Source organism: Citrobacter sp. Cb080, from assembly GCF_030334745.1.
Classification (GTDB): domain Bacteria; phylum Pseudomonadota; class Gammaproteobacteria; order Enterobacterales; family Enterobacteriaceae; genus Citrobacter; species Citrobacter braakii.
Map to the genome: position 1 here is coordinate 1 of NZ_JAOWDG010000078.1, position 23,859 is coordinate 23,859.

General features: G+C 52.8%; 21 protein-coding genes and 1 rRNA gene. 4 read left to right on the plus strand and 18 right to left on the minus strand.

The window, feature by feature from the left end; genetic code table 11:
• Positions 1-47 precede the first annotated feature (47 nt).
• The 5 genes from OGV38_RS17190 to pepQ form a co-directional block, all read right to left on the minus strand.
• Positions 48-1,589: ribosomal RNA gene (locus OGV38_RS17190) — 16S ribosomal RNA — on the minus strand.
• A 351-nt stretch (positions 1,590-1,940) separates the two neighbouring features.
• On the minus strand, positions 1,941-2,486 hold the full coding sequence (gene hemG, locus OGV38_RS17195; RefSeq protein ID WP_016155152.1) for a menaquinone-dependent protoporphyrinogen IX dehydrogenase: 546 nt from the start codon (positions 2,484-2,486) through the stop codon (positions 1,941-1,943).
• Between the two features lie 11 nt (positions 2,487-2,497).
• Positions 2,498-3,949, minus strand: coding sequence for a Trk system potassium transporter TrkH (trkH, locus tag OGV38_RS17200; RefSeq protein ID WP_286474174.1), 1,452 nt, complete (start codon positions 3,947-3,949; stop codon positions 2,498-2,500).
• Positions 3,950-3,987: 38 nt separating this feature from the next.
• Positions 3,988-4,602, minus strand: coding sequence for an IMPACT family protein (locus tag OGV38_RS17205; RefSeq protein WP_047499555.1), 615 nt, complete (start codon positions 4,600-4,602; stop codon positions 3,988-3,990).
• The gene (pepQ, locus tag OGV38_RS17210) at positions 4,602-5,933 is read right to left on the minus strand and encodes a Xaa-Pro dipeptidase (protein ID WP_016155150.1); all 1,332 of its coding nucleotides are present in this window, start codon (positions 5,931-5,933) and stop codon (positions 4,602-4,604) included. The genes OGV38_RS17205 and pepQ overlap by 1 nt, the downstream gene beginning before the upstream one ends.
• 189 nt (positions 5,934-6,122) lie before the next feature.
• On the opposite strand from pepQ, the gene fadB reads away from it, so the two are divergent.
• Together fadB and fadA are read left to right on the plus strand one after the other, a co-directional pair.
• Entirely contained in the window at positions 6,123-8,312 is a 2,190-nt protein-coding gene (gene fadB, locus OGV38_RS17215; RefSeq protein WP_286474177.1) for a fatty acid oxidation complex subunit alpha FadB, read from the plus strand.
• Positions 8,313-8,321: 9 nt separating this feature from the next.
• Positions 8,322-9,485, plus strand: a complete 1,164-nt coding sequence (gene fadA, locus OGV38_RS17220) for an acetyl-CoA C-acyltransferase FadA (protein WP_016155148.1) — start codon at positions 8,322-8,324, stop codon at positions 9,483-9,485.
• Positions 9,486-9,698: 213 nt separating this feature from the next.
• On the opposite strand, the gene OGV38_RS17225 is transcribed toward fadA, so the two are convergent.
• The 4 genes from OGV38_RS17225 to ubiD form a co-directional block, all read right to left on the minus strand.
• Positions 9,699-10,679: a LacI family DNA-binding transcriptional regulator gene (locus OGV38_RS17225; RefSeq protein ID WP_016155147.1), complete on the minus strand. Its 981-nt coding sequence runs from the start codon at positions 10,677-10,679 to the stop codon at positions 9,699-9,701.
• A 7-nt stretch (positions 10,680-10,686) separates the two neighbouring features.
• Positions 10,687-11,601: an ROK family protein gene (locus OGV38_RS17230; protein WP_019078422.1), complete on the minus strand. Its 915-nt coding sequence runs from the start codon at positions 11,599-11,601 to the stop codon at positions 10,687-10,689.
• A 233-nt stretch (positions 11,602-11,834) separates the two neighbouring features.
• The gene (gene fre / locus OGV38_RS17235; protein ID WP_003828903.1) at positions 11,835-12,536 is read right to left on the minus strand and encodes an NAD(P)H-flavin reductase; all 702 of its coding nucleotides are present in this window, start codon (positions 12,534-12,536) and stop codon (positions 11,835-11,837) included.
• A 40-nt stretch (positions 12,537-12,576) separates the two neighbouring features.
• Positions 12,577-14,070, minus strand: coding sequence for a 4-hydroxy-3-polyprenylbenzoate decarboxylase (gene ubiD, locus OGV38_RS17240; protein WP_016155145.1), 1,494 nt, complete (start codon positions 14,068-14,070; stop codon positions 12,577-12,579).
• 204 nt (positions 14,071-14,274) lie between these two features.
• Between ubiD and rfaH the strand changes: the two genes are divergently transcribed.
• Positions 14,275-14,763 carry a transcription/translation regulatory transformer protein RfaH gene (rfaH, locus tag OGV38_RS17245; RefSeq protein WP_047358740.1) on the plus strand — a complete coding sequence of 163 codons (489 nt, stop codon included), beginning with the start codon at positions 14,275-14,277 and terminating at the stop codon, positions 14,761-14,763.
• A 5-nt stretch (positions 14,764-14,768) separates the two neighbouring features.
• Here the strand turns inward: rfaH and tatD are convergent, their stop codons facing one another.
• From tatD to udp, 9 genes are all read right to left on the minus strand, one after another.
• Positions 14,769-15,551 (minus strand): 3'-5' ssDNA/RNA exonuclease TatD, encoded by a 783-nt coding sequence (tatD, locus tag OGV38_RS17250; RefSeq protein ID WP_049269820.1) that lies wholly within the window; start codon positions 15,549-15,551, stop codon positions 14,769-14,771.
• 41 nt (positions 15,552-15,592) lie between these two features.
• Complete coding sequence (gene tatC / locus OGV38_RS17255) at positions 15,593-16,384, minus strand: Sec-independent protein translocase subunit TatC (RefSeq protein WP_016155142.1); 792 nt, start codon at positions 16,382-16,384, stop codon at positions 15,593-15,595.
• Positions 16,385-16,386: 2 nt separating this feature from the next.
• A complete protein-coding gene (tatB, locus tag OGV38_RS17260) occupies positions 16,387-16,935 on the minus strand; it encodes a Sec-independent protein translocase protein TatB (RefSeq protein WP_016155141.1) in 549 nt (182 codons plus the stop codon).
• 3 nt (positions 16,936-16,938) lie between these two features.
• Positions 16,939-17,193: a Sec-independent protein translocase subunit TatA gene (tatA, locus tag OGV38_RS17265; protein WP_003017888.1), complete on the minus strand. Its 255-nt coding sequence runs from the start codon at positions 17,191-17,193 to the stop codon at positions 16,939-16,941.
• Between the two features lie 78 nt (positions 17,194-17,271).
• Positions 17,272-18,912, minus strand: a complete 1,641-nt coding sequence (gene ubiB, locus OGV38_RS17270; RefSeq protein WP_016155140.1) for a ubiquinone biosynthesis regulatory protein kinase UbiB — start codon at positions 18,910-18,912, stop codon at positions 17,272-17,274.
• Positions 18,909-19,514 carry a ubiquinone biosynthesis protein UbiJ gene (ubiJ, locus tag OGV38_RS17275; RefSeq protein WP_286474180.1) on the minus strand — a complete coding sequence of 202 codons (606 nt, stop codon included), beginning with the start codon at positions 19,512-19,514 and terminating at the stop codon, positions 18,909-18,911. Before ubiJ ends, ubiB begins: the two co-directional genes overlap by 4 nt.
• Positions 19,515-19,527: 13 nt before the next feature.
• A complete protein-coding gene (gene ubiE / locus OGV38_RS17280) occupies positions 19,528-20,283 on the minus strand; it encodes a bifunctional demethylmenaquinone methyltransferase/2-methoxy-6-polyprenyl-1,4-benzoquinol methylase UbiE (RefSeq protein ID WP_003017897.1) in 756 nt (251 codons plus the stop codon).
• A gap of 94 nt (positions 20,284-20,377) precedes the next feature.
• Positions 20,378-21,808, minus strand: a complete 1,431-nt coding sequence (gene rmuC, locus OGV38_RS17285; protein WP_019078423.1) for a DNA recombination protein RmuC — start codon at positions 21,806-21,808, stop codon at positions 20,378-20,380.
• A 140-nt stretch (positions 21,809-21,948) separates the two neighbouring features.
• Positions 21,949-22,710 (minus strand): uridine phosphorylase, encoded by a 762-nt coding sequence (gene udp, locus OGV38_RS17290; RefSeq protein WP_006686084.1) that lies wholly within the window; start codon positions 22,708-22,710, stop codon positions 21,949-21,951.
• A gap of 265 nt (positions 22,711-22,975) precedes the next feature.
• Here udp and OGV38_RS17295 point away from each other — a divergent pair, with 265 nt between their 5' ends.
• On the plus strand, positions 22,976-23,782 hold the full coding sequence (locus tag OGV38_RS17295; RefSeq protein WP_016155137.1) for a dienelactone hydrolase family protein: 807 nt from the start codon (positions 22,976-22,978) through the stop codon (positions 23,780-23,782).
• The last annotated feature ends 77 nt before the right edge of the window (positions 23,783-23,859 follow it).

The window sequence follows — 23,859 nt, forward strand, 5'->3', positions numbered from 1 at the left end:
TTCATCAGACAATCTGTGTGAGCACTACAAAGAACGTTTCTTTAAGGTAAGGAGGTGATCCAACCGCAGGTTCCCCTACGGTTACCTTGTTACGACTTCACCCCAGTCATGAATCACAAAGTGGTAAGCGCCCTCCCGAAGGTTAAGCTACCTACTTCTTTTGCAACCCACTCCCATGGTGTGACGGGCGGTGTGTACAAGGCCCGGGAACGTATTCACCGTGGCATTCTGATCCACGATTACTAGCGATTCCGACTTCATGGAGTCGAGTTGCAGACTCCAATCCGGACTACGACATACTTTATGAGGTCCGCTTGCTCTCGCGAGGTCGCTTCTCTTTGTATATGCCATTGTAGCACGTGTGTAGCCCTACTCGTAAGGGCCATGATGACTTGACGTCATCCCCACCTTCCTCCAGTTTATCACTGGCAGTCTCCTTTGAGTTCCCGACCGAATCGCTGGCAACAAAGGATAAGGGTTGCGCTCGTTGCGGGACTTAACCCAACATTTCACAACACGAGCTGACGACAGCCATGCAGCACCTGTCTCAGAGTTCCCGAAGGCACGTTCGCATCTCTGCAAACTTCTCTGGATGTCAAGAGTAGGTAAGGTTCTTCGCGTTGCATCGAATTAAACCACATGCTCCACCGCTTGTGCGGGCCCCCGTCAATTCATTTGAGTTTTAACCTTGCGGCCGTACTCCCCAGGCGGTCGACTTAACGCGTTAGCTCCGGAAGCCACGCCTCAAGGGCACAACCTCCAAGTCGACATCGTTTACGGCGTGGACTACCAGGGTATCTAATCCTGTTTGCTCCCCACGCTTTCGCACCTGAGCGTCAGTCTTTGTCCAGGGGGCCGCCTTCGCCACCGGTATTCCTCCAGATCTCTACGCATTTCACCGCTACACCTGGAATTCTACCCCCCTCTACAAGACTCTAGCCTGCCAGTTTCGGATGCAGTTCCCAGGTTGAGCCCGGGGATTTCACATCCGACTTGACAGACCGCCTGCGTGCGCTTTACGCCCAGTAATTCCGATTAACGCTTGCACCCTCCGTATTACCGCGGCTGCTGGCACGGAGTTAGCCGGTGCTTCTTCTGCGAGTAACGTCAATTGCTGCGGTTATTAACCACAACACCTTCCTCCTCGCTGAAAGTACTTTACAACCCGAAGGCCTTCTTCATACACGCGGCATGGCTGCATCAGGCTTGCGCCCATTGTGCAATATTCCCCACTGCTGCCTCCCGTAGGAGTCTGGACCGTGTCTCAGTTCCAGTGTGGCTGGTCATCCTCTCAGACCAGCTAGGGATCGTCGCCTAGGTGAGCCGTTACCCCACCTACTAGCTAATCCCATCTGGGCACATCCGATGGCAAGAGGCCCGAAGGTCCCCCTCTTTGGTCTTGCGACGTTATGCGGTATTAGCTACCGTTTCCAGTAGTTATCCCCCTCCATCGGGCAGTTTCCCAGACATTACTCACCCGTCCGCCACTCGTCACCCAAGGAGCAAGCTCCTCTGTGCTACCGTTCGACTTGCATGTGTTAGGCCTGCCGCCAGCGTTCAATCTGAGCCATGATCAAACTCTTCAATTTAAGTTTGATGCTCGTGAATTAAACTTCGTAATGAATTACGTGTTCACTCAGAGACTTGGTATTCATTTTTCGTCTTGCGACGTTAAGAATCCGTATCTTCGAGTGCCCACACAGATTGTCTGATAAATTGTTAAAGAGCAGTGCCGCTTCGCTTTTTCTCAGCGGCGCGGGGTGTGCATATTACGCCATCCCGCTACAGAGTCAAGCGTTTATTTTCGCTTTTCTCCGCTGACCCGGCGGTTTGTAATCCGTTGTTCCGTGTCAGTGGAGGCGCATTATAGGGAGTTATTTCAGGCTGACAAGGGGAAATTTAAAATAACTTTCCGAGTGCGTGTTTTTTATTCTTTGTGCTTATTTTGACAACGTTTTGTGGGTTAATTGGGCGATTTCCCGCGCGAAATCCGCGACCTGTTCCCAATCGGTATACACCACTTCTTTATTGGTATCTGTTTCACCGCCTGACATCTTCATTATCAGTTGGATCATTACGCGGTCATACCAGCGATAGCGTGGATACAGCAAAGCGCCAGCAATAACCGCACTGCGATCAGGCCGCCACGGCGAACTCATCAGGAACTTACGCGCATAGCTGTTAGTTTGCGGCGTGCGTTTCTCCGGTTTACGGGCAACCAGGTTTACGGAGTAGAAGGCACTCGGCATCGCGTTCAACCGCGTGGCATGCTTTTTCACAAACTCCTGAAAAGCTGCATGGTAATGACCATAGCGAATGGAGGCGCCAATCACCACGCTGTCATAATTTTGCCAGTCAGGCTCCGCGGTACGATGCAAATTAACGACATCCGCCCAAACGCCCAGCTCTTTGAGTTCAGAAGCCAGATACTCGGCGATTTCACGCGTTTGTCCGTCCCGGGAAGAAAAAAGAATCAGTGTTTTCACGTGTTACTCCATTATTCACGCCAGAAGGTAGGGGTAAAGAGTACCAGCAGGGTAAAGACCTCCAGACGACCAAACAGCATATTGGCAATCAGGATCCACTTCGCCACGGGGTTCATACTGGCAAAGTTGTCGGCAACAACCCCCAGCCCTGGCCCCAGGTTATTCAGCGTCGCCACAACAGAGGCAAACGCGGAGAAGTCATCAACACCGGTCGCAATAATCGCCAGCATACTGATAATAAAGACCAGTGCATAGGCAGAGAAGAACCCCCACACAGCTTCAAGGATTCGCTCCGGCAAAGCACGGTTACCCAGCTTGATACTGTAAACCGCATTCGGGTGGACCAGTCGTTTCAATTCGCGGTTACCCTGCTTAAACAGCAACAGGATTCGAATCACCTTCAAGCCACCGCCCGTCGACCCGGCACAGCCACCAATAAAAGCAGAACATAGCAACAGCACCGGCAGGAACAGCGGCCAGCGGGCAATACTGTCCGTAGTAAATCCGGCGGTCGTCGCCATCGATACCACCTGAAAAAAAGCCTGGTTGATGGTCGTGAGTGCCGAACCGTAGGTATTGTGTATCCACAGCACCAGCGTACAGACAGCCACCAGCGTCAGCTGCACCCCAATGAACATGCGGAATTCTGGATCGCGCCAGTAGACCTTCAGGCTGCGACCGCTGAGTAAAGAGAAGTGCAGACCATAGTTACAACCGGAGATCAGCAAGAAGATAGCAATAATGGTGTTAATCGTGGGACTGTCGAAATACCCCACGCTGGCATCGTGTGTGGAAAAGCCGCCGATGGCTATCGTAGCAAAGCTGTGCCCAATAGCGTCAAACGCGGGCATCCCGGCAAACCATAGCGCCAGCGCACACGCCACCGTCAGTAATACATAGATAAGCCACAGCGTTTTCGCCGTTTCGGCAATACGCGGACGCATTTTGTTATCTTTCAGCGGGCCCGGCATTTCTGCGCGGTAGAGCTGCATCCCACCGACGCCAAGAATAGGCAGAATAGCCACCGCCAGCACGATGATCCCCATCCCGCCGAACCATTGCAGCATCTGTCGATAAAAGAGGATAGCGTGTGGCAATGAATCCAGCCCCACCAGCGTTGTCGCCCCCGTGGTGGTTAATCCGGAGAAGGATTCAAAAAAAGCGTCGGTTATCGTGAGGTTAGGGCTTTCCGCAAAGATGAACGGTAGCGCACCCACGCTACCCAGCACGGTCCAGAACAAAACGACAATCAGAAACCCTTCGCGCGATTTCAGCTCGCCCTTCTCTTTACGGTTTGGCCACCACAGCATGGAGCCGATCGCCAGAGCAACGAAGAAAGTTTGGGTAAACGCACGCCCTGCCCCATCGCGGTAGATGAGCGCTACCAGTCCGGGGATAATCATTATCCCCGAGAATAAGATGACCAGTAGTCCAACGATTCGGGTGATGGCGCGAAAATGCATCTCTGCCGCTTCCTTAGTTCTTTAAAATGAGGTGGGGATTATTCTTCAATCGCTAACAATTGCAATGAACCACGACTAAAATCCGCCAGTTTTGCCGAAAATTCATCCACTTTGGCATAAGGAAGCGCCACCCTGAGCCGAACAAAAGCCTGGTAATCACTGGCAACAACTTTACCGTCAAACTGCCCCAGCAAAGCTTCAATGCCTGCCAGCTGACCGTACTCACACTGCAAAGTATATTCGGTTAATGGCGTCTTGCGCTGCGTCGTTAACTGACGCAACGCCTGATTCACGCCGCCACCGTAGGCTTTCACTAGCCCCCCCGTACCCAGAAGGATACCGCCGTAGTAGCGCACCACCACCGCGGTAATCTCACCGATGCCACTCCCCATCAGCTGCGCGAGCATCGGTTTGCCTGCCGTACCAGCCGGTTCGCCATCGTCTGAAAATCCCAGCTGCTGCGAGTCATTGGGCGCGCCCGCCACCCACGCCACACAATGGTGGCGGGCGTCCGGGTGTTCCATTTTGACTGACTCAACAAACGCTTTCGCCGCTTCTACGCCGTCCGTATGGGCGAGCAGCGTAATGAAGCGGCTTTTTTTGATCTCTTCAACGACACTTACCGGCGCCGCAGGGATTAACCAACTGTCCATTACGCCAGTTTTAAATCCCGTGTCATGTTTTCGATATTGTTCTCGTGGACCACCACGTTATCTTCAATACGAATACCGCCGAACGGTTTCAGGGCTTCAATTTTCTGCCAGTTGAAGTGTTTGCTGAACTGCCCTTCACGCCACGGCGCCAGCAGCGATTCAATGAAGTAGATGCCCGGTTCGATGGTCAGGACCATGCCCGGTTGCAGAACGCGGGTGCAACGCAGGTAAGGATACTTCGACGGCGCGGCCAGATGCGTACCGCTGTCATCTTGCATAAAGCCAGCGACATCGTGTACCTGCAGGCCCAGCGGGTGACCAATACCATGCGGCATAAACGGCCCGGTAAGATCGTTTTCCACCATCGCCTCTTCACTCATATCGGTGATGATTTGATGCTTACGCAGCAGCTTCGCGATGCGCTGATGGAACTGAATGTGATAATCCACGTAGCTGGTGCCCGCTTTCATAGTGGCAATCAGCGCCAGTTGCTCGTCATTCACATCCTTCACCAGATGCGCATAGTCGTTGTCGCTTTTCGCCGACCACGTACGCGTCAGGTCTGCTGCATAGCCGTTGTATTCCGCACCGGCGTCCAGCAGGAAACTGCGGATTTCAGACGGAGCCTGATGATCCAGCCTGGTGTAATGCAGAACCGAAGCATGCTCGTTAAGCGCCACGATGTTGCTGTACGGCACGTCGGTGTCGCGATGACCGGTAGCAGTCAGGTAAGCGAGGTTGATGTCAAACTCGCTCATCCCGGAACGGAACGCTTCTTCCGCGGCACGGTGTCCATTCACCGCCATTTTCTGTGCTTCGCGCATACAGGCCAGTTCGTAATCTGTTTTGTAAGCACGATAATAATGCAGGTAGTCAATAACCCCTTTCGGGTTGATATTACTGGCCGCGATGTCCAGCTGCAGCGCGCGTTCCGGAACCGGACCGATGTAACCGATATTGCCGCGAGCAGCAGGCAGTTGGCTACCGATACCATCAGCTTTTGGCAGCGCGATGATCTCAATTTCTTCCGTCCAGAAAGAGGTCGGCAGCGGCTCAACGTTGTGCCAGTAATCGACCGGCAGGTAGAACCACAATTTCGGCTTATTCACGCCATCCACCAGCAACCAGCAGTTAGGAACCTGCGTTACAGGCACCCAGGCTTTGAATTGCGGATTGACCTTAAACGGATAGGGATGATCGTCGAGAAAGACGTTAACAAGTTCTCCTGAGTGAATAAGTAACGCATCCAGCTTGAAGCGCTCCAGCGCGTCGCGCGTCCGTTCTTGTAGGGTAACGATATGATTTTTATAGAGTGCGGCCAGTGATTCCATTTTCTATCCTTCTATTTTTTTGACCTCAAGTGTCCGCATCTTAGCACATCGTTTTGTGAGTGCGTGATTTCTGCCGAGCGTGATCAAATCGTCATTTCTTTAATCATTCATTTGCATTTTATTAACATAAAACACACACTTCGATTCATCTGGTATGACCAGATCACCTTGCGGATTCAGGAGACTGACATGCTTTACAAAGGCGACACCCTGTACCTCGACTGGCTGGAAGATGGCATCGCCGAACTGGTATTCGATGCCCCAGGCTCAGTCAATAAACTCGACACGGCCACCGTTGCCAGCCTGGGCCATGTGCTTGACGTGCTGGAAAAACAACCGAATTTAAAAGGGCTGCTGCTGCGTTCTAACAAAGCAGCCTTTATTGTTGGTGCCGACATCACCGAATTCCTTTCACTGTTCCTCGTGCCTGAAGAGCAACTGAGCCAGTGGCTGCATTTTGCCAACAGCGTGTTTAATCGCCTGGAAGATCTGCCTGTTCCGACTCTCTCAGCGGTTAACGGCTATGCGCTGGGCGGCGGCTGTGAGTGTGTCCTGGCGACCGATTATCGTCTGGCTACGCCGGACCTGCGCATCGGCCTGCCGGAAACCAAGCTGGGCATTATGCCAGGCTTTGGCGGCTCCGTGCGTATGCCACGTATGCTGGGTGCGGACAGCGCGCTGGAAATTATTGCTGCGGGTAAAGATGTGGGTGCTGAGCAGGCGCTAAAAATCGGTCTGGTCGATGGCGTAGTGAAGCAAGACAAACTGCTTGATGGCGCGATCGCGGTATTACGTCAGGCGATTAACGGCGACCTCGACTGGAAAGCCAAACGTCAGCCGAAGCTGGAGCCGTTGAAACTCAGTAAAATTGAAGCGGCAATGAGCTTTACCATCGCCAAAGGTATGGTGGCGCAGACGGCAGGTAAGCATTATCCCGCACCGATTACCGCGGTAAAAACCATTGAAGCAGCGGCCCGTTTTGGTCGTGAAGAAGCGCTGAATCTGGAAAATAAAAGCTTTGTTCCACTCGCGCACACCAATGAAGCCCGCGCACTGGTTGGAATTTTCCTTAACGATCAGTTCGTGAAAGCCAAAGCCAAAAAGCTCACCAAAAATGTTGAAGCGCCAAAGCAAGCGGCTGTGCTGGGCGCAGGCATTATGGGCGGCGGCATCGCTTACCAGTCGGCCTGGAAAGGCGTGCCGGTTGTCATGAAAGAAATCAACGACAAATCATTAACGCTGGGTATGACCGAAGCGGCCAAGCTACTGAACAAACAGCTGGAGCGCGGCAAAATTGACGGTCTGAAAATGGCGGGCGTTATTTCCACCATTCACCCCACCCTCGACTATAGCGGTTTCGAACGCGTGGACGTGGTAGTTGAAGCGGTCGTAGAAAACCCAAAAGTGAAAAAAGCGGTACTGGCGGAAACCGAAGATCAGGTTCGCCCGGACACCGTACTGGCTTCGAATACTTCCACCATCCCAATCAACGAACTGGCCAGCGCGCTTAAGCGTCCGGAAAACTTCTGTGGGATGCACTTCTTTAACCCGGTGCACCGTATGCCGCTGGTTGAGATTATTCGCGGCGAGAAAAGCTCGGATGAAACCATCGCTAAGGTTGTCGCCTGGGCAAGCCAGATGGGCAAAACGCCGATTGTGGTTAATGACTGCCCTGGTTTCTTCGTTAACCGCGTGCTGTTTCCCTATTTTGCCGGTTTCAGTCAGCTGCTGCGCGACGGGGCGGATTTCCGCAAAGTCGACAAAGTGATGGAAAAACAGTTTGGTTGGCCGATGGGCCCGGCTTATCTGCTGGACGTGGTAGGTATTGATACCGCGCACCACGCGCAGGCGGTGATGTCCGCAGGCTTCCCTCAGCGTATGCAGAAAGATTATCGCGATGCGATAGACGCCCTGTTTGATGCTAACCGTTTCGGGCAGAAAAACGGTCTCGGATTCTGGCGTTATAAAGAAGACAACAAGGGCAAGCCGAAGAAAGAAGAAGATGCCACCGTTGACGATCTGCTGGCAGAGGTCAGCCAGCCGAAACGCGACTTCAGCGATGAAGAGATTATCGCCCGCATGATGATCCCTATGGTCAACGAAGTAGTGCGTTGCCTGGAAGAAGGCATTATCGCCAGCCCGGCAGAAGCCGATATGGCGCTGGTATACGGTCTGGGCTTCCCTCCGTTCCATGGCGGTGCGTTCCGCTGGCTGGATACGCTCGGCAGCGCGAAGTATCTCGATATGGCTCAGCAGTATCAGCACCTTGGTCCGCTGTATGAAGTTCCGGCCGGTCTGCGTGATAAAGCGCGCCATAACGAACCGTATTATCCCCAGGTTGAGCCAGCCCGCCCGGTTGGCTGCCTGAAAACGGCTTAAGGAGTCACAATGGAACAGGTTGTAATTGTTGATGCGATCCGTACCCCGATGGGCCGTTCGAAAGGGGGCGCGTTTCGGAACGTGCGGGCAGAAGATCTCTCTGCACATTTAATGCGTAGCCTGCTGGCGCGTAATCCGGCGCTGGAGCCAACCGCGCTTGATGACATTTACTGGGGCTGTGTGCAACAAACGCTGGAGCAGGGTTTCAATATCGCCCGTAATGCCGCGCTGCTAGCGGAAGTTCCGCACTCCGTTCCGGCCGTCACGGTCAATCGCCTGTGCGGTTCGTCCATGCAGGCGCTGCACGATGCGGCACGCATGATCATGACTGGTGATGCTCAGGCGTGCCTGATTGGCGGCGTTGAGCATATGGGCCATGTGCCAATGAGCCACGGCGTTGATTTCCACCCGGGTATGAGCCGCAACGTGGCGAAAGCCGCCGGGATGATGGGCCTGACCGCGGAAATGCTCTCCCGCATGCACGGCATCAGCCGTGAAATGCAGGACGCTTTCGCCGCACGTTCACACGCTCGCGCCTGGGCTGCAACACAGTCTGGCGCTTTTAAAAACGAAATCATCCCGACCGGCGGTCATGATGCCGACGGCGTGCTGAAGCAGTTTAACTACGATGAGGTTATCCGTCCGGAAACGACCGTTGAAGCGCTCTCCACCCTGCGCCCGGCGTTCGATCCGGTGAACGGAACGGTGACTGCCGGTACCTCTTCTGCGCTCTCCGACGGCGCAGCGGCGATGCTGGTAATGAGCGAAAGCCGCGCCCGTCAACTGGGTCTGACGCCGCGTGCCCGTATTCGTTCGATGGCTGTTGTCGGCTGCGATCCGTCAATCATGGGTTACGGCCCGGTTCCGGCCTCAAAGCTGGCGCTGAAAAAAGCGGGACTCTCCACCAGCGACATCGGCTTGTTTGAGATGAACGAAGCCTTTGCCGCTCAGATCCTGCCGTGTATTAAAGATCTGGGGCTAATGGAGCAGATCGATGAGAAGATCAACCTCAACGGCGGGGCGATCGCCTTGGGTCACCCGCTGGGCTGTTCTGGGGCGCGTATCAGCACCACCCTACTCAACCTGATGGAACGCAAAGACGTGCAGTTTGGTCTGGCGACGATGTGTATCGGGTTAGGTCAGGGTATCGCAACGGTATTTGAGCGAGTTTAATCAAAGCATGCCGGGGGCGCTTCGCTTGCCCGGCCTACGAAATGTTATCTCAAAGCCATTGGTGCCAGAACAAGGTGGCAAGCGAATGAATCCCGATGAGCTTACGTATAGTAAGTGATTCGGGTGAATGAGCGAAGCCAACACAGTTATGGTGCCAATGGCGAAGAGAGAAAGTTTAGTTGCCGTTCTTCCCGCCTGTCAGGGGCGGGTTTTTTATTTCCCTGAACTACCACGCACCACTAACTGCACCGGCAGCAGCAGATTCTCTTCCTGATTTTCTTCCAGCAGTAAACGCAGCGCTTCACGCCCCAGCTGTTTTTTATCAACCGCAATGGTAGTCAGCGGCGGATGTGACCAGGCCGCAGCATCGATATCATCAAACCCCACCAGCGCAAGATCTTCCGGGATACGTATACCCTGCTGCGCACACACCTGCTGAACAACCATCGCTGCCGCGTCGTTATAGGCAAAAATGGCATCGGGCGGCTCTGGCAGTCTGAGTAGCTCATTAACCGCATCCACCAGAGATTGCTCGGTATCCAGCAGCGGCGGCGCAACGACATCGTACTCTGGCGGCATTAGCAAACGGGCTTCATACAATGCCTGACGGTAGCCCTTTTCACGCTGACGGATGCTGTAGTGCGCGAGCGTACTGGCAAGAAAAGCAATGCGGCTGCGGCCTTGTGCAATCAGATGTTGCGTAGCCAGATAGCCGCCCAGAGTATTGTCAGGATTCACGCAAGGCAGTCCTGGCGCCCAGAGATCCACCAGCACCAGCGGCAATTTCATCTGTTGTAGCAGCCCAAGCAACTCAGGTTCAAAAAATCCCGCGCAGATCAGCGCATCAGGCTGGTGCAGCATTACCTGCTCACTTACTGCATCGCCTGGACCTATAGAGAGAAAGCTCAGCGCAACCCCCTTTTCGCGACACAGATCTTCTATCCCCAGCAGCAGTTGAGAATAAAACGGTAAAGCCCGGCTGATATTGTGCTGGCGATGCAGTAAAAACAGGACACGTTTGATTTTATCTGCGCGCAGGCGTGAAAAATCATAACCCTGCTGCTGCGCCACTGAAATAATGCGCTGCCGGGTCTCTTCACGCAGCCCCGGTTGCCCTTTTAGCGCGCGGGAAACAGCGCCAACCGAGACGCCACAAGCGTCGGCAATGTCTCTGATACGTACCGGTTTCGTCATTTCAGTCTCATGGATTTACTGTGGCTTGTTGCGCCCCCAGCCAGGCTGCGCCGCGTACGCCGCTGCTGTCGCCGTGGCGGGCCTGAACGATCGGTGTGCGACACTGTTTACCAAACACGTACTGCGCCACTCGCGCCTGTAAGCCTGAGTACAGTAAATCGATATTGGATACCCCGCCCCCCAGCACGATAACATCGGGATCGAGCATATTCACCACACTCGCCAACGCGCGAGCCAGTTGATCGCAATAGCGTTCCCACAACAAACAGGCGTCTGCATCACCTGATGCTACCCGTTGCATAATTTGTGGCACACCCATATGTTGCGCGGTGTGATTCATATACTGGCGCTCCAGGCCACTCCCCGAAATAAAGCTCTCAATACAGTTCAACTGTCCGCAATAGCATGTCACTTCAGCCCCGTCCCGAGATCCGTGGTAGCGCGGCAAGGCATTATGCCCCCACTCTCCGGCACAGGCGTTAGGGCCGGAGATCAACCGGTTCTCGATGCACAGACCACCGCCGCATCCGGTACCGAGGATCACGCCAAATACCACGCTATGCCCACGCCCACTACCGTCCATCGCTTCTGACAGGGTAAAGCAGTTGGCATCATTGGTAACGGGCACTGGCATTCCTAATGCACGCTCGAGATCTTGCGCAAAGGCCTGCTGATTCAGCACCAGAATGTTGGAATTCTTAATCAAACCTTCGCTATCCACCGCACCTGGCACCCCGACACCAACCGATAAAGGCTGATTAATGGCCTGCATAGCCCTGGCTATCATCTCCGTCACGGCCTGGAAAAAATCACCGTAACGCTGCTTTGGTGTCGCACATCGTTCTCGGTAAACAATTTCACCCGCGTTATCAATCACCACCGCTTCGATTTTAGTCCCGCCGATATCCAGTCCGAGCCTCATGGTTTTTCCTCATTTGCATCTCACAATGTGATGCGGTTTAGCTTGCCTATTTTGTTTACTAAACACATGGAGAGCTGTCACAAAAACTCAATTTATGTTTGAGTGACGGACATATTATGTTTACTAAAAAATAATTATGATGAGAAAGAGAGGCAATGACGCCGGGCCTGCGCCCTGCTAGTTGGAAGACAGATGATTGATGGATGCGCCGGAAGGGCTCCGGCGCACAGCGCTTAAATGAACGCGAAAGCGTCGCCAAACAGGCGATCTTCACGCGCACTGCGTTCATTACAGAACAGATCGCGCGCGATTTTGGCCATTTCAAAACGACCGGCAATGTAGATATCGTGCTCCGCCAGGGTACCGTAATCCTGCAATACCGCCGTTAACACGGTTCCCGTACGACCACGCCAGCCGTCTTCTGGCTGTTCCACCACTGGCTCAACGCGCAGATTCGGGTGATTAACAGACAACGCTTCCAGTTCGGAGAGATCATAGAGATGCTTCTCTTCACGCCCACCCCAGTAAATGGTGATATCGCGGTTTGGATTACGTGCCAGCGCAGTAAGCAGAATGGAACGCACGTAAGAGAACCCTGTACCACCGGCAATCAGGATCAGCGGGCGCTCGTCTTCATCACGCAGCCAGGCTTCGCCATGCGGAATGTCGACCTTGATTTCCCGGTCTTTCAGAATGCGGTCCATCACAGCCATGGCATAAAGATTTAGCTCAGAGGCGCCAACGTGCAGCTCAATGAATCCTTGCTCGTCCGGCGTGGATGCCATGGAGAACGGACGCTTATCCCTTTCGTCCATCACGACCATTAAATACTGGCCAGCACGAAAGGAAAACGCCGCGTCTGGCACTAAACGAACGCGATATACGGTATCAGTGATAGCTTCTACCGAGGTCACTTTACAGCTTAAGGTTGTCATGCGCTCTCTCTGTCGGATCAATAGGCAAAACGATCGCGCCTCAGGCGCTTTTGCCGTCATTAAAGATGGCCAGTTCATCCCAAATTGCGTCAATACGCGCAGTTACTTCAGGATCTTTTTTAATCGGGCGTCCCCATTCGCGTTGGGTTTCGCCCGGCCATTTATTTGTGGCATCCAGCCCCATTTTTGAACCCAGGCCGGAAACCGGCGAGGCAAAGTCCAGGTAATCAATTGGCGTATTCTCTACCAGTACCGTATCCCGAGCCGGGTCCATACGGGTAGTAATTGCCCAAATCACATCATTCCAGTCGCGTGCATTGACATCATCATCGCAGACAATAACAAATTTGGTGTACATAAACTGGCGTAAAAACGACCAAACACCCATCATGACGCGTTTGGCATGACCAGCGTACTGTTTTTTCATCGTCACCACGGCCAGACGATATGAACAGCCTTCCGGAGGCAGGTAAAAATCGACGATTTCCGGGAACTGCTTTTGCAGAATAGGAACGAAAACTTCGTTCAGCGCCACACCAAGCACCGCGGGCTCATCAGGCGGACGTCCGGTATAAGTAGAGTGATAAATCGCCTCTTCACGCTGGGTAATGTGCGTGACGGTAAAGACCGGAAAGCTATCTACTTCGTTGTAGTAGCCGGTATGATCGCCATACGGCCCTTCCGGGGCCAGCTCACCCGGTTCGATATACCCTTCCAGCACGATTTCAGCACTGGCGGGCACTTCCAGATCGTTGGAAATACATTTGACCACTTCGGTCTTGGTGCCACGTAACAGCCCGGCAAATGCGTACTCGGATAATGTATCAGGGACGGGCGTCACGGCCCCCAGAATGGTCGCAGGATCTGCCCCCAACGCCACCGAAACCGGGAAGCGTTCGCCAGGATGCGCCGCACACCACTCCTGGTAATCGAGTGCGCCGCCGCGGTGGGACAGCCAGCGCATAATGAGCTTGTTTTTGCCAATCAGCTGCTGGCGATAAATACCCAGATTCTGCCGCTCTTTATGCGGACCACGCGTTACGGTTAGCCCCCAGGTAATCAGCGGTGCGGCATCTTCCGGCCAACAGGTCATAATCGGAATACGGTTTAAATCGACGTCATCACCGGAGTAGATTTTTTGCTGACAAGGCGCACCGCGCAACCGCTTAGTCGGCATGTTCAGCACCTGCTTAAACTGCGGCAGCTTATCAAACAGATCGCGGAATCCTTTAGGTGGCTCCGGCTCTTTCAAAAACGCCAACAGTTTACCGACTTCCCGTAGTGCCGAGACATCTTCCTGCCCCATCCCCATCGCAACACGCTTCGGTGTGCCAAACAGGTTACACAGCACCGGCATGGAATAGCCTTTAGGATTCTCAAACAGTAACGCAGGCCCGCCAGCACGCAGAGTGCGATCGGCAATTTCAGTAATTTCCAGGTGGGGATCCACCTCAAGCGAAATGCGTTTGAGCTCGCCCTGCTGTTCAAGCAGCGTCAGGAAGTCGCGTAAATCGTGATATTTCATGGCGTCCATTGTGGCCTCTTCGTAAGCGCTTCATTATACGGCGTTCATCATTGTGATGCTGTATTTTTGTTAAATTAGCGTGAACTCTGGCGATACATATAAGCCCTGGGAGTATATACCCGTTGGGTTTCAGCCTGCTTTGAGGCGGGTATAATTAACTTAACTCATGGCTTTTGCTATGCTAGCGCTCAGAACAAGCGAATAAGAGTTATTATGCAATCCTGGTATTTACTGTACTGCAAACGTGGGCAACTTCAGCGAGCCCAGGAACACCTGGAAAGACAGGCGGTGAACTGCCTGACGCCTATGATCACCCTGGAAAAAATGGTGCGCGGTAAACGTACCACAGTCAGTGAACCACTATTCCCTAATTACATGTTTGTCGAGTTCGACCCGGAAGTGATCCACACCACCACGATCAACGCCACGCGTGGTGTCAGCCATTTCGTTCGTTTTGGAGCGACGCCTGCGACCGTCCCATCCCCCGTTATTCACCAGCTTTCTATCTACAAGCCTGAAGGTATTGTTGACCCGCAAACCCCTCAGCCAGGGGACAGCGTGATTATTACTGAAGGGGCGTTTGAGGGACTGAAAGCGATCTTCACCGAACCGGATGGCGAAGCGCGTTCCATGCTGCTGCTTAACCTCTTGAATAAAGAGATTAAGCAGAGCGTGAAAAATACCGGTTTTCGAAAGATATAAGCCGTTTAGAAGGTCACTTCGAACAGCGTTCTGACGTTGGCATCAATGGTTGCTGACAGCCATTGAGGATCTTCCCCACGCCAGTGAGCAATTCGCTCAAGAATATGCGGCAGGTGCGCCGGTTCATTGCGACGTGACGTCGGTTTAGGCGTTAAGTCGCGAGGGAGTAGATAAGGTGCATCGGTTTCTATCAGCAGTCTTTCCACCGGAATAAACGGCAGCAGCTCCCGCAGTTCCATCCCCCGGCGTTCATCACAGACCCACCCGGTGATACCAATATAAAGCCCTCGGTCCACGCAGTCCTGCATCTCCTGGCGCGAACCAGTGAAACAGTGCAGCACCGCGCCTGGGAGGCTGTCCAGCCACGGCTCCAGCAACGTCAGAAAACGCGCATGCGCATCCCGACAATGCATGAAAATCGGCATCTGCAGTTCAGCAGCAATGCGCAGTTGCGCTTCAAAAGCACGTTCCTGCTCCTGCGGCGTGGAGAAATTGCGATTGAAATCCAGGCCGCACTCACCAATAGCGACTACCTTCGACTGGTTTGCCAGCGTGATAATCTCGTCTTCCGTTGAGGATTGCCATTGGCTGCTGTCATGCGGGTGCACACCAGCCGTGGACCAGCAATGCGGATAATGCTGCGCCAGCTTTAACGCCTGCTGGCTTTCGTGAAGGTTTGTGCCGGTCAGAAGCATACCGTTTACGCCCGCAGCAAAGGCGCGCGCCACGACCTCATCCCGGTCTTTCGCAAATTGTGAACTGGTTAAATTAACGCCAATATCAAACATGCTTCCTCCCATATGACAACCGCCCTGACGGGCGGTTGAATTTATTCTTCAGTTTTCTCGGTGGCTTCGGCTTCTTTTGCTTCTTCAGCCTCGTTGTCCTCATCTCTCGTACGTCGCTTACCGACATAGAAACGAGAGAAGAAAACACCCACCTCGAACAGGCAGTACATCGGTATCGCCAACAACGTTTGCGAGAAGACATCTGGCGGGGTCAGTAGCATCCCAACAACAAAGGCTCCCACCACAACATAAGGACGTTTTTTGCGTAAATCATCTGGCGTCGTAATGCCCATCCAGCATAGCAGCACGATGGCGACAGGCACCTCAAAAGAGACACCGAAAGCCATAAATAGTGCCATTACAAAGCTGAGATAGCTGGCAATGTCCGTTGATACCTGCACGCCTTGCGGAGCCGTGTTGGCCAGAAAACCAAACGCCAACGGGAAGACAACAAAATAGGCGAATGCCATGCCGATGTAGAACAACAACGAACTGGAGACCAGCAGCGGAACAACCAGACGGCGTTCATGTTTATATAACGCTGGCGCAATAAATGCCCACACCTGGTAGAGGATCACTGGCGCTGACAGGATCAGCGATACCATGAAGGTCAACTTGATTGGGGTAAAGAACGGCGAAGCCACATCGGTGGCGATCATCGTTGCACCCTGCGGCATCTGTTTAATCAACGGCGCCGCGACCATATGGTAAATGTCGTTGGCAAAGTAAACCAACGCCAGAAAGATCACGATTACCGCAATGATGCAGTTCAGGAGTCGCTTACGCAGCTCAATAAGATGCGTGATGAGCGGTTGGGTATCTTCTACAGCCATGTTTACGGTTTATCACTCGACGAGGGGGAGGATTCGGCAACAGGTGCGACAGCTTTCTTTTCTGCATCCATTAACGTAGCGGAAGTGTTTTCCGTTGGCTCTGGCGTTTTAGCACCCGTGGATTCCGGTTTTTGCTCCGGCGAACTGGCCTGGTTTTCAGCGGCAGCAGGGGTGACCCCTTCTCGCTGCGCTTCAGCTTCTTTCACCACCGGATTATGGATAGTGTGCGCTTCATCGCTCTCTTTCTCAGGATCGTGCACACTGTAAGAACGCTTCATCGACTCTGCCGCTTCACGCAGCTCATCCATTGAGGCTTTCAACTCCGGGGTCAGATTTGTCAGGCTCGCTTTCTCTACTTTCTTCAGGCTGTCCTGAAACTCCTGAAGCTTAAGCTCCTGGGTCAGTTCATTCTGAACAGTAGTTGCCAGGGAACGCAAAGCACGAACCCAGCCAGCAACCGTTTTTACCGCTACAGGTAATCGTTGCGGCCCCAGGACGATGAGGCCGATCACGAACACCAATAACAGTTCGCTAAAACCGATATCAAACACGGATTATACCTGCTCTTTATCTTGGCTTTTGGCGTCTTCTTTTTTCACTTCGCCCTGCTTATCGGTAATGGATTTAGCAGTAAAATCAGCGTCCTGGCTGGTTTTATCTTGCTTTGGCTCATCATCACCCATTGCTTTTTTGAAGCCTTTAATCGACGCGCCAAGATCGGAACCGATGGAGCCGAGTTTCTTGGTGCCAAATAGCAGTACAACGATGACGGCAATGATCAACAACTGCCAAATACTGATACCACCCATACATGTTCCTCTGTCATAGATGATGAATTAATAAGGCCGTAGTATACGTTACACGACCTGCCTAGGGCGATGAAAAATTCAGCGCATTTTGCGCCAGCCGATCAACCAGGCTAAGACACCGCCGGCCATTAACCAGCCCGGCATAAGCCCCCACTCAGGACGGCTTACCAGCAGGAATGTTCCACTGAGCAACAATGTTGCACCAATGCCCAATAAATAACGGGATTGTCCCTGACGTACATGATTCGCGTGAAGCTCGCGGGCAATCTTATCAACACTGTGCTGTAAATATTTGCCCTGGCGCAAACTGTCATACACCAGTTCAGGTATTTCTGGCATTTTTTCGACCCAGAACGGTGCTTTTTCTTTAAATGCCCTAACAAGCGCCGGAATACCGACCTGATCTTTGATCCAGGATTCGAGGAAAGGCTTGGCCGTTTTCCACAAATCTAACTGCGGGTAGAGCTGTCGTCCGACACCTTCAACGTACAGCAGAGTCTTCTGTAGCAATACCAGTTGAGGCTGAACTTCCATATTGAATCGGCGCGCTGTGTTGAACAGATTTAACAGCACATGGCCAAAGGAAATCTCCGCCAGCGGTTTTTCGAAAATCGGCTCGCACACGGTACGAATGGCAAATTCAAACTCTTCTACGTTGGTATCCGGCGGAACCCAGCCAGAATCCACATGCAGTTCAGCAACTTTGCGGTAGTCGCGGTTAAAGAACGCGATGAAGTTTTCAGCCAGATAACGCTTATCTTCTTTGTTTAAAGAACCCACAATCCCACAATCAATACCAATGTATTTCGGGTTTTCAGGATGCTCATAACTCACGAAAATGTTCCCAGGGTGCATATCCGCATGGAAAAAGCTGTCGCGGAATACCTGAGTAAAGAAGACCTGAACACCGCGTTCAGCCAGCAGCTTCATATTGGTGCCGTTCTTCTCAAGCGAGGTGACATCTGAAACGGGAATACCGTAAATGCGCTCCATCACCATCATGTTCTGACTGCAATAGTCAGAGTACACTTCCGGGATGTACAGCATTGGGCTGTCTTCAAAATTACGTCGCAGCTGAATCGCGTTCGCCGACTCGCGCAGCAGATTCAGCTCATCAATCAACGTTTTTTCATATTCACGGACCACTTCTGTTGGTCGCAGGCGGCGGCCGTCTGGCATCAGGCGAGGTACCCAGCGGGCAAGGCGGTAGATCAGTTTCAAATCCGCTTTAATTACCGGCAGTATGTCCGGGCGGATAACTTTGATCACCACCTCTTTCCCATTCGATTTCAGTCGCGCGGTGTGAACCTGAGCAATAGACGCGGATGCCAGCGGTGTGATCTCAAAATCATCAAACCATTCTTCGACGGGCAGCCCCCCCATCGCCTCTTCGATTTGTTCTTTCGCTCTTTGCCCATCGAATGGGGCTACCCGATCCTGCAATAGCGCTAGCTGATCGGCGATGTGCGGCGGGAAAAGATCACGGCGGGTAGAGAGCATTTGCCCGAACTTAATCCACACCGGGCCGAGCTCCTGTAAAGCCAGTCTCAGCCGTTCTCCCAGCGGTTTGTCTTTATGTCGGTTGGGCATCCAGAACAGCGTGTAACGCCACAACCGGAGCGGCAGCGTGATACGCATTTTGGGGATGAGTTCATCAAGACCGTAGCTTAAAAAAGTGCGAATGATGAAATAAAGGCGCCGTACTTCACCTGGCGTCATTTGGCCTCCAGTTTTTCCAGCCGTTTGGCCAGAGATTCGACCGCACGCTCAACGGCTGCCGTTTCTTCTGCAAACCATGCAACCTCAAGCGGACCAGGAGCCATACGCCACTCTTCGGTGATCGCTTCGGCAACATAGCGCTGCTGGCGTTGAATGTTTTGGCACAGGAACTTCGCTCCACCACGCAAAAATTTGCTGACCCCTTCAGCGACGATATCGCCGGTATAGGGTGCTAACAGTTCTGCGGGATCAAACTCCGCCAGATCGGCCAACGCGACAAAATTCTGTACCACCTGGATATCGCCCTGAACCTCCAGCTCACCACTGCGGATAAGCGTGGTGAGTTGCTGCCGGTCGCGTAATTTCGGTAACACGCTGGCATGTGTGATTACGGTGCAATCGGCTTCGCCTTCCCATGCCCCCAGCACATCGACCTGGCACTCACTAAACACCAGCACTAACGGTGTTGAAAATCCTTTTAGCTCAACACGCAGCACTTTGCCCTGTAAACGCGTTCTGGCTGACTTGAGCGCAGGAGAACGATACAGAAAGGTGTTAAGCAAATTTTCAACGCCGGCGGTCACTAAGGGTTTTAAAGGCATCCCCAATCTCCTGTCAGAACTTGTAACCACGATGCAGCGCCACGACACCTGCCGTCAGGTTGTAGTAATCAACGCTTTCGAACCCGGCATCTTGCATCATTGCTTTTAAGGTGTCCTGATCGGGATGCATGCGGATGGACTCCGCCAAATAGCGATAACTGTCTGCATCGCTTGCCACCATAGAACCAATGCGCGGCAAAACGTGGAAAGAGTATGCGTCGTAGGCTTTGCTCAGCGGTTCGATAATCGGCTTGGAGAACTCCAGCACCAGTAGACGTCCGCCCGGCTTCAACACGCGATACATAGATCGTAATGCTTTGTCTTTATCCGTTACGTTGCGCAGACCGAAAGAGATGGTGATGCAGTCAAACGTGTTGTCTGGGAAAGGTAATGCTTCCGCATTCGCCTGAACGTACTCAACGTTACCCACGACGCCGATATTACGCAGCTTTTCGCGACCCATTTTGAGCATTGAGTCGTTGATATCCGCCAGCACAACTTTGCCAGTTTCGCCTACCATGCGAGAGAATTTCGCCGTCAGATCGCCCGTACCGCCCGCCAAATCGAGAACGGTTTGCCCGCGACGCACGCCACTGCAGTCAATGGTGAAGCGCTTCCACAAACGATGAATGCCAAATGACATTAAGTCATTCATAACGTCATATTTAGACGCCACAGAATGAAAAACGTGGGCCACCATGTCAGCTTTCTGCTCTTTAGCGACGGTCTGAAAGCCAAAGTGCGTCGTTTCTTGTGAATTATCCACCATCTCAGTGCCTGCTCATCCAAAAAATGTTCAAGAAGTGTAACAGATTGGGCCAATTTGCCCTACCCTTCTGCCCGGTTCAACTACCCCAAACGGACTAGTTTGATTGCTGGTTTACTGCTTCATCATCAGGGTAAGGTTCATCCTGCTGCGTTTCAGGGACCGAACGCAAGCGGTACTCTTCATCCTGCGTAGTGGCTTGTTCAGCCAGTTCAGGATTAATCTCGCGCTTAATTTCCACGCCTAAACTGCGAAACGCTTCTGCCTGCGACAGGACGTTTCCACGACCTGAAGAGAGTTTTTTCATCGCCTGTCGGTAGTTATCCTGAGCTTTATCCAGGCTTTGGCCAATTGCCGACATATCATCCACAAACAATCGCATCTTGTCATAAAGTTTGCTGGCCCGATCGGCAATCTGTTGCGCATTACGACTCTGATGCTCGTAGCGCCACAAGTTGGCAATCGTGCGCAATGCCACCAACAACGTGGTAGGGCTAACCAGCATAATGTTATTTTTAAGTGCTTCGGTAATCAGTTCAGGCTGTCTATCGAGCGCCAGTAAAAAAGCAGGCTCAACGGGGATAAACATCAGCACATAGTCAAGTGTGCGTAGCCCAGGAAGCTGCTGATAGTCTTTGCGCCCCAGCAGACGGATATGGTTTCGTACCGAGGCGATGTGCTCCTGCAACGCGCTCTCGCGGGTGTATTCATCTTCAGCATTAAAATAGCGTTCATAGGCGACCAGCGTCATTTTCGCGTCGATCACCACATCTTTGCCCTGCGGTAACCGGACGATGACATCTGGCTGCATCCGCGAACGGGCATCGTTCTCAATGCTGACCTGGGTTTCGTATTCATAGCCTTCGCGCAGACCGGAAGCCTCAAGCACCCGCGTGAGTACGACCTCGCCCCAGTTGCCCTGCGTTTTGTTATCGCCTTTTAATGCCCGCGTCAGGTTTACCGCTTCCTGCGCCATCTGCGCGTTCAGTTGCTGCAGATTACGAATTTCGTGCGCCAGAGTATGGCGTTCTTGCGCCTCTTTACCAAAGCTATCCTGAACCTGGCGTCGAAAACCGTCCAGTTGTTCGCGAAGCGGTGTAAGCAGACTGTTCAGGCTTTGGCGATTTTGCTCATCTACACGACGGTTGCTGTGCTCGAAAATACGGTTCGCCAGATTTTCAAACTGTTCGCTCAGACGCTGTTCGCTGTTGATCATCTGGCGGATTTTATCTTCCGCATGCTGCTGCGTCGCTTCCAGTCGGGTAGTGACTTCTCGAAGATCGGCTTCCAGAGAGGTGTTGATGCTGTGCAGGCTGCGCAATTCGTTATTGAGTAGTTCGCACTCATCGCGCCAGTGGGCTTCCTGTGAGAGCTGCTGGCGGGCGGCGCTTAGCGCAATATCCAGTTCGCGTCGTTCTTCGATGAGGTCGGCACGGATCCGATCGGCATGCGCTTTTGTTGCCAGCCATCCCACCAGCAGCCCTGCGGCTAACGCCAGCACGGCACTCATCATAATTGAAATATCCACAACGCCCCCTTACAGCAACGACTTACCCGCACAAAATAGAATTGTGCTGTATAAACGTCCAGTTTAAAAGGAATTTCCTGCGAGGCACTACGCAAAATAAAAAGGCCGAACGCGTCGGCCTTTTTGAATAGACGGGAGAATTACAGTAAACGACGCGCAGCTTCCACCACGATTTTCACCGCGTGGCTTTCTGTTTGTTTCATCGTTTCCGCATTAGGGATCTCTTGCTGAGTACGGTTCACGATAACCCCCGCGACCATACCAGCACGCAGACCCTGGCTTGCGCACATGGTGAGCAGCGTAGCAGATTCCATTTCGTAGTTCATGACGCCCATAGACTGCCACTCTTCCATTGAGCCTTTGAAACGGCTCACTACGCGACCAGAGAAGGTGTCATAACGCTCCTGGCCTGGATAGAAGGTATCAGAAGACGCGGTAACGCCTACGTGGGTGGTGGCGCCGATAGATTTCGCCGCTTCCACCAGCGCGGTGGTGCACTCGAAGTCCGCGACGGCCGGGAATTCCATTGGCGCGAAGTGCAGGCTTGCACCGTCCAGACGGACAGATGCTGTGGTGACCAGTACATCACCTACGTTGATATGCGGCTGGATAGCACCAGTCGTACCGATACGCAGGAAGGTACGAATGCCCAGCTGTGCCAGTTCTTCTACGGCAATAGAGGTTGACGGACCGCCGATACCGGTAGAGCAAACGATCACGGCTTTACCATCCAGCTCAGCACGCCAGGTAGTGAACTCGCGATGAGATGCCAGCTTAACCGGCTTATCCATCAGCGCGGCGATCTTTTCCACACGCTCCGGGTCGCCAGGGACGATAGCGAGCTGAGCCCCTTGTAAATCGTTCTTAGTGAGGCCGAGATGAAAAACATCAGACTTAGACATAAAAACTCCTCTGTGAATCGGTTTTGTCAGAAGAAGCAAAAACACACTTTACCGAAGGCATGAACATATTTTCGTGACAGTCATCACTATGATGTAAATCAATTGCATTCCATTACCATAAAATAGTGACTTGAATCACATAAATGATGCGATGTAAGGAAGCCCTGCACAAAAGATAGACCGTTTAAGGCAATGTGGTTCGTTGCATGTGTCTATAGTTAACAATGCGCTTTTTGGCTGAATATTTAAGGGTACGGAGAATACCATGACAACACGACAATCTGGCTTTGCACCTGCTGTATCTCCACCGACGTCTACCACGGTTCACACTCCGGATAACGCCATTATCGCCGGTGTAACGTCCATACCTTCACAAGGCGATGATATGCCAGCGTATCACGCACGACCAAAACAGTCCGATGGCCCGCTGCCTGTGGTCATTGTCGTGCAGGAGATTTTTGGCATTCATGAACACATTCGTGACGTTTGCCGCCGTCTGGCTCTGGAAGGGTATCTGGCTATCGCACCAGAGCTCTATTTTCGTGAAGGCGATCCCAATGACTTTGCTGATATCCCCACGTTGCTCAGCAGCCTTGTCGCCAAAGTGCCTGACTCTCAGGTATTGGCCGATCTGGATCACGTCGCCAGTTGGGCTTCTCGTAACGGAGGAGATGCCCACCAGTTGATGATCACCGGATTTTGCTGGGGTGGACGCATCACCTGGCTGTATGCAGCTCATAATCCGCAGTTAAAAGCGGCGGTAGCGTGGTATGGCAAACTGGTGGGCGATAAAACCCTCAACTCACCGAAACATCCTGTTGATATCGCGACCGATCTTAACGCCCCCGTTCTGGGACTTTATGGCGGCCAGGACACCAGTATTCCGCAAGATACCGTTGAAACAATGCGTCAGGCGCTGCGTGCCGCCAATGCAAAAGCGGAAATCGTGGTCTATCCCGATGCCGGACATGCGTTTAACGCCGATTATCGTCCGAGCTATCACGAAGAGTCCGCAAAAGATGGCTGGCTGAGAATGCTGGAGTGGTTCACACAATACGGCGGGAAGAAATAAACGTTAATTGCCCGGCGGCGACTACACCTTACCGGGCCTACAACTCTTGCTATTTCCTGTAAGCCGGGTAAGCGCTT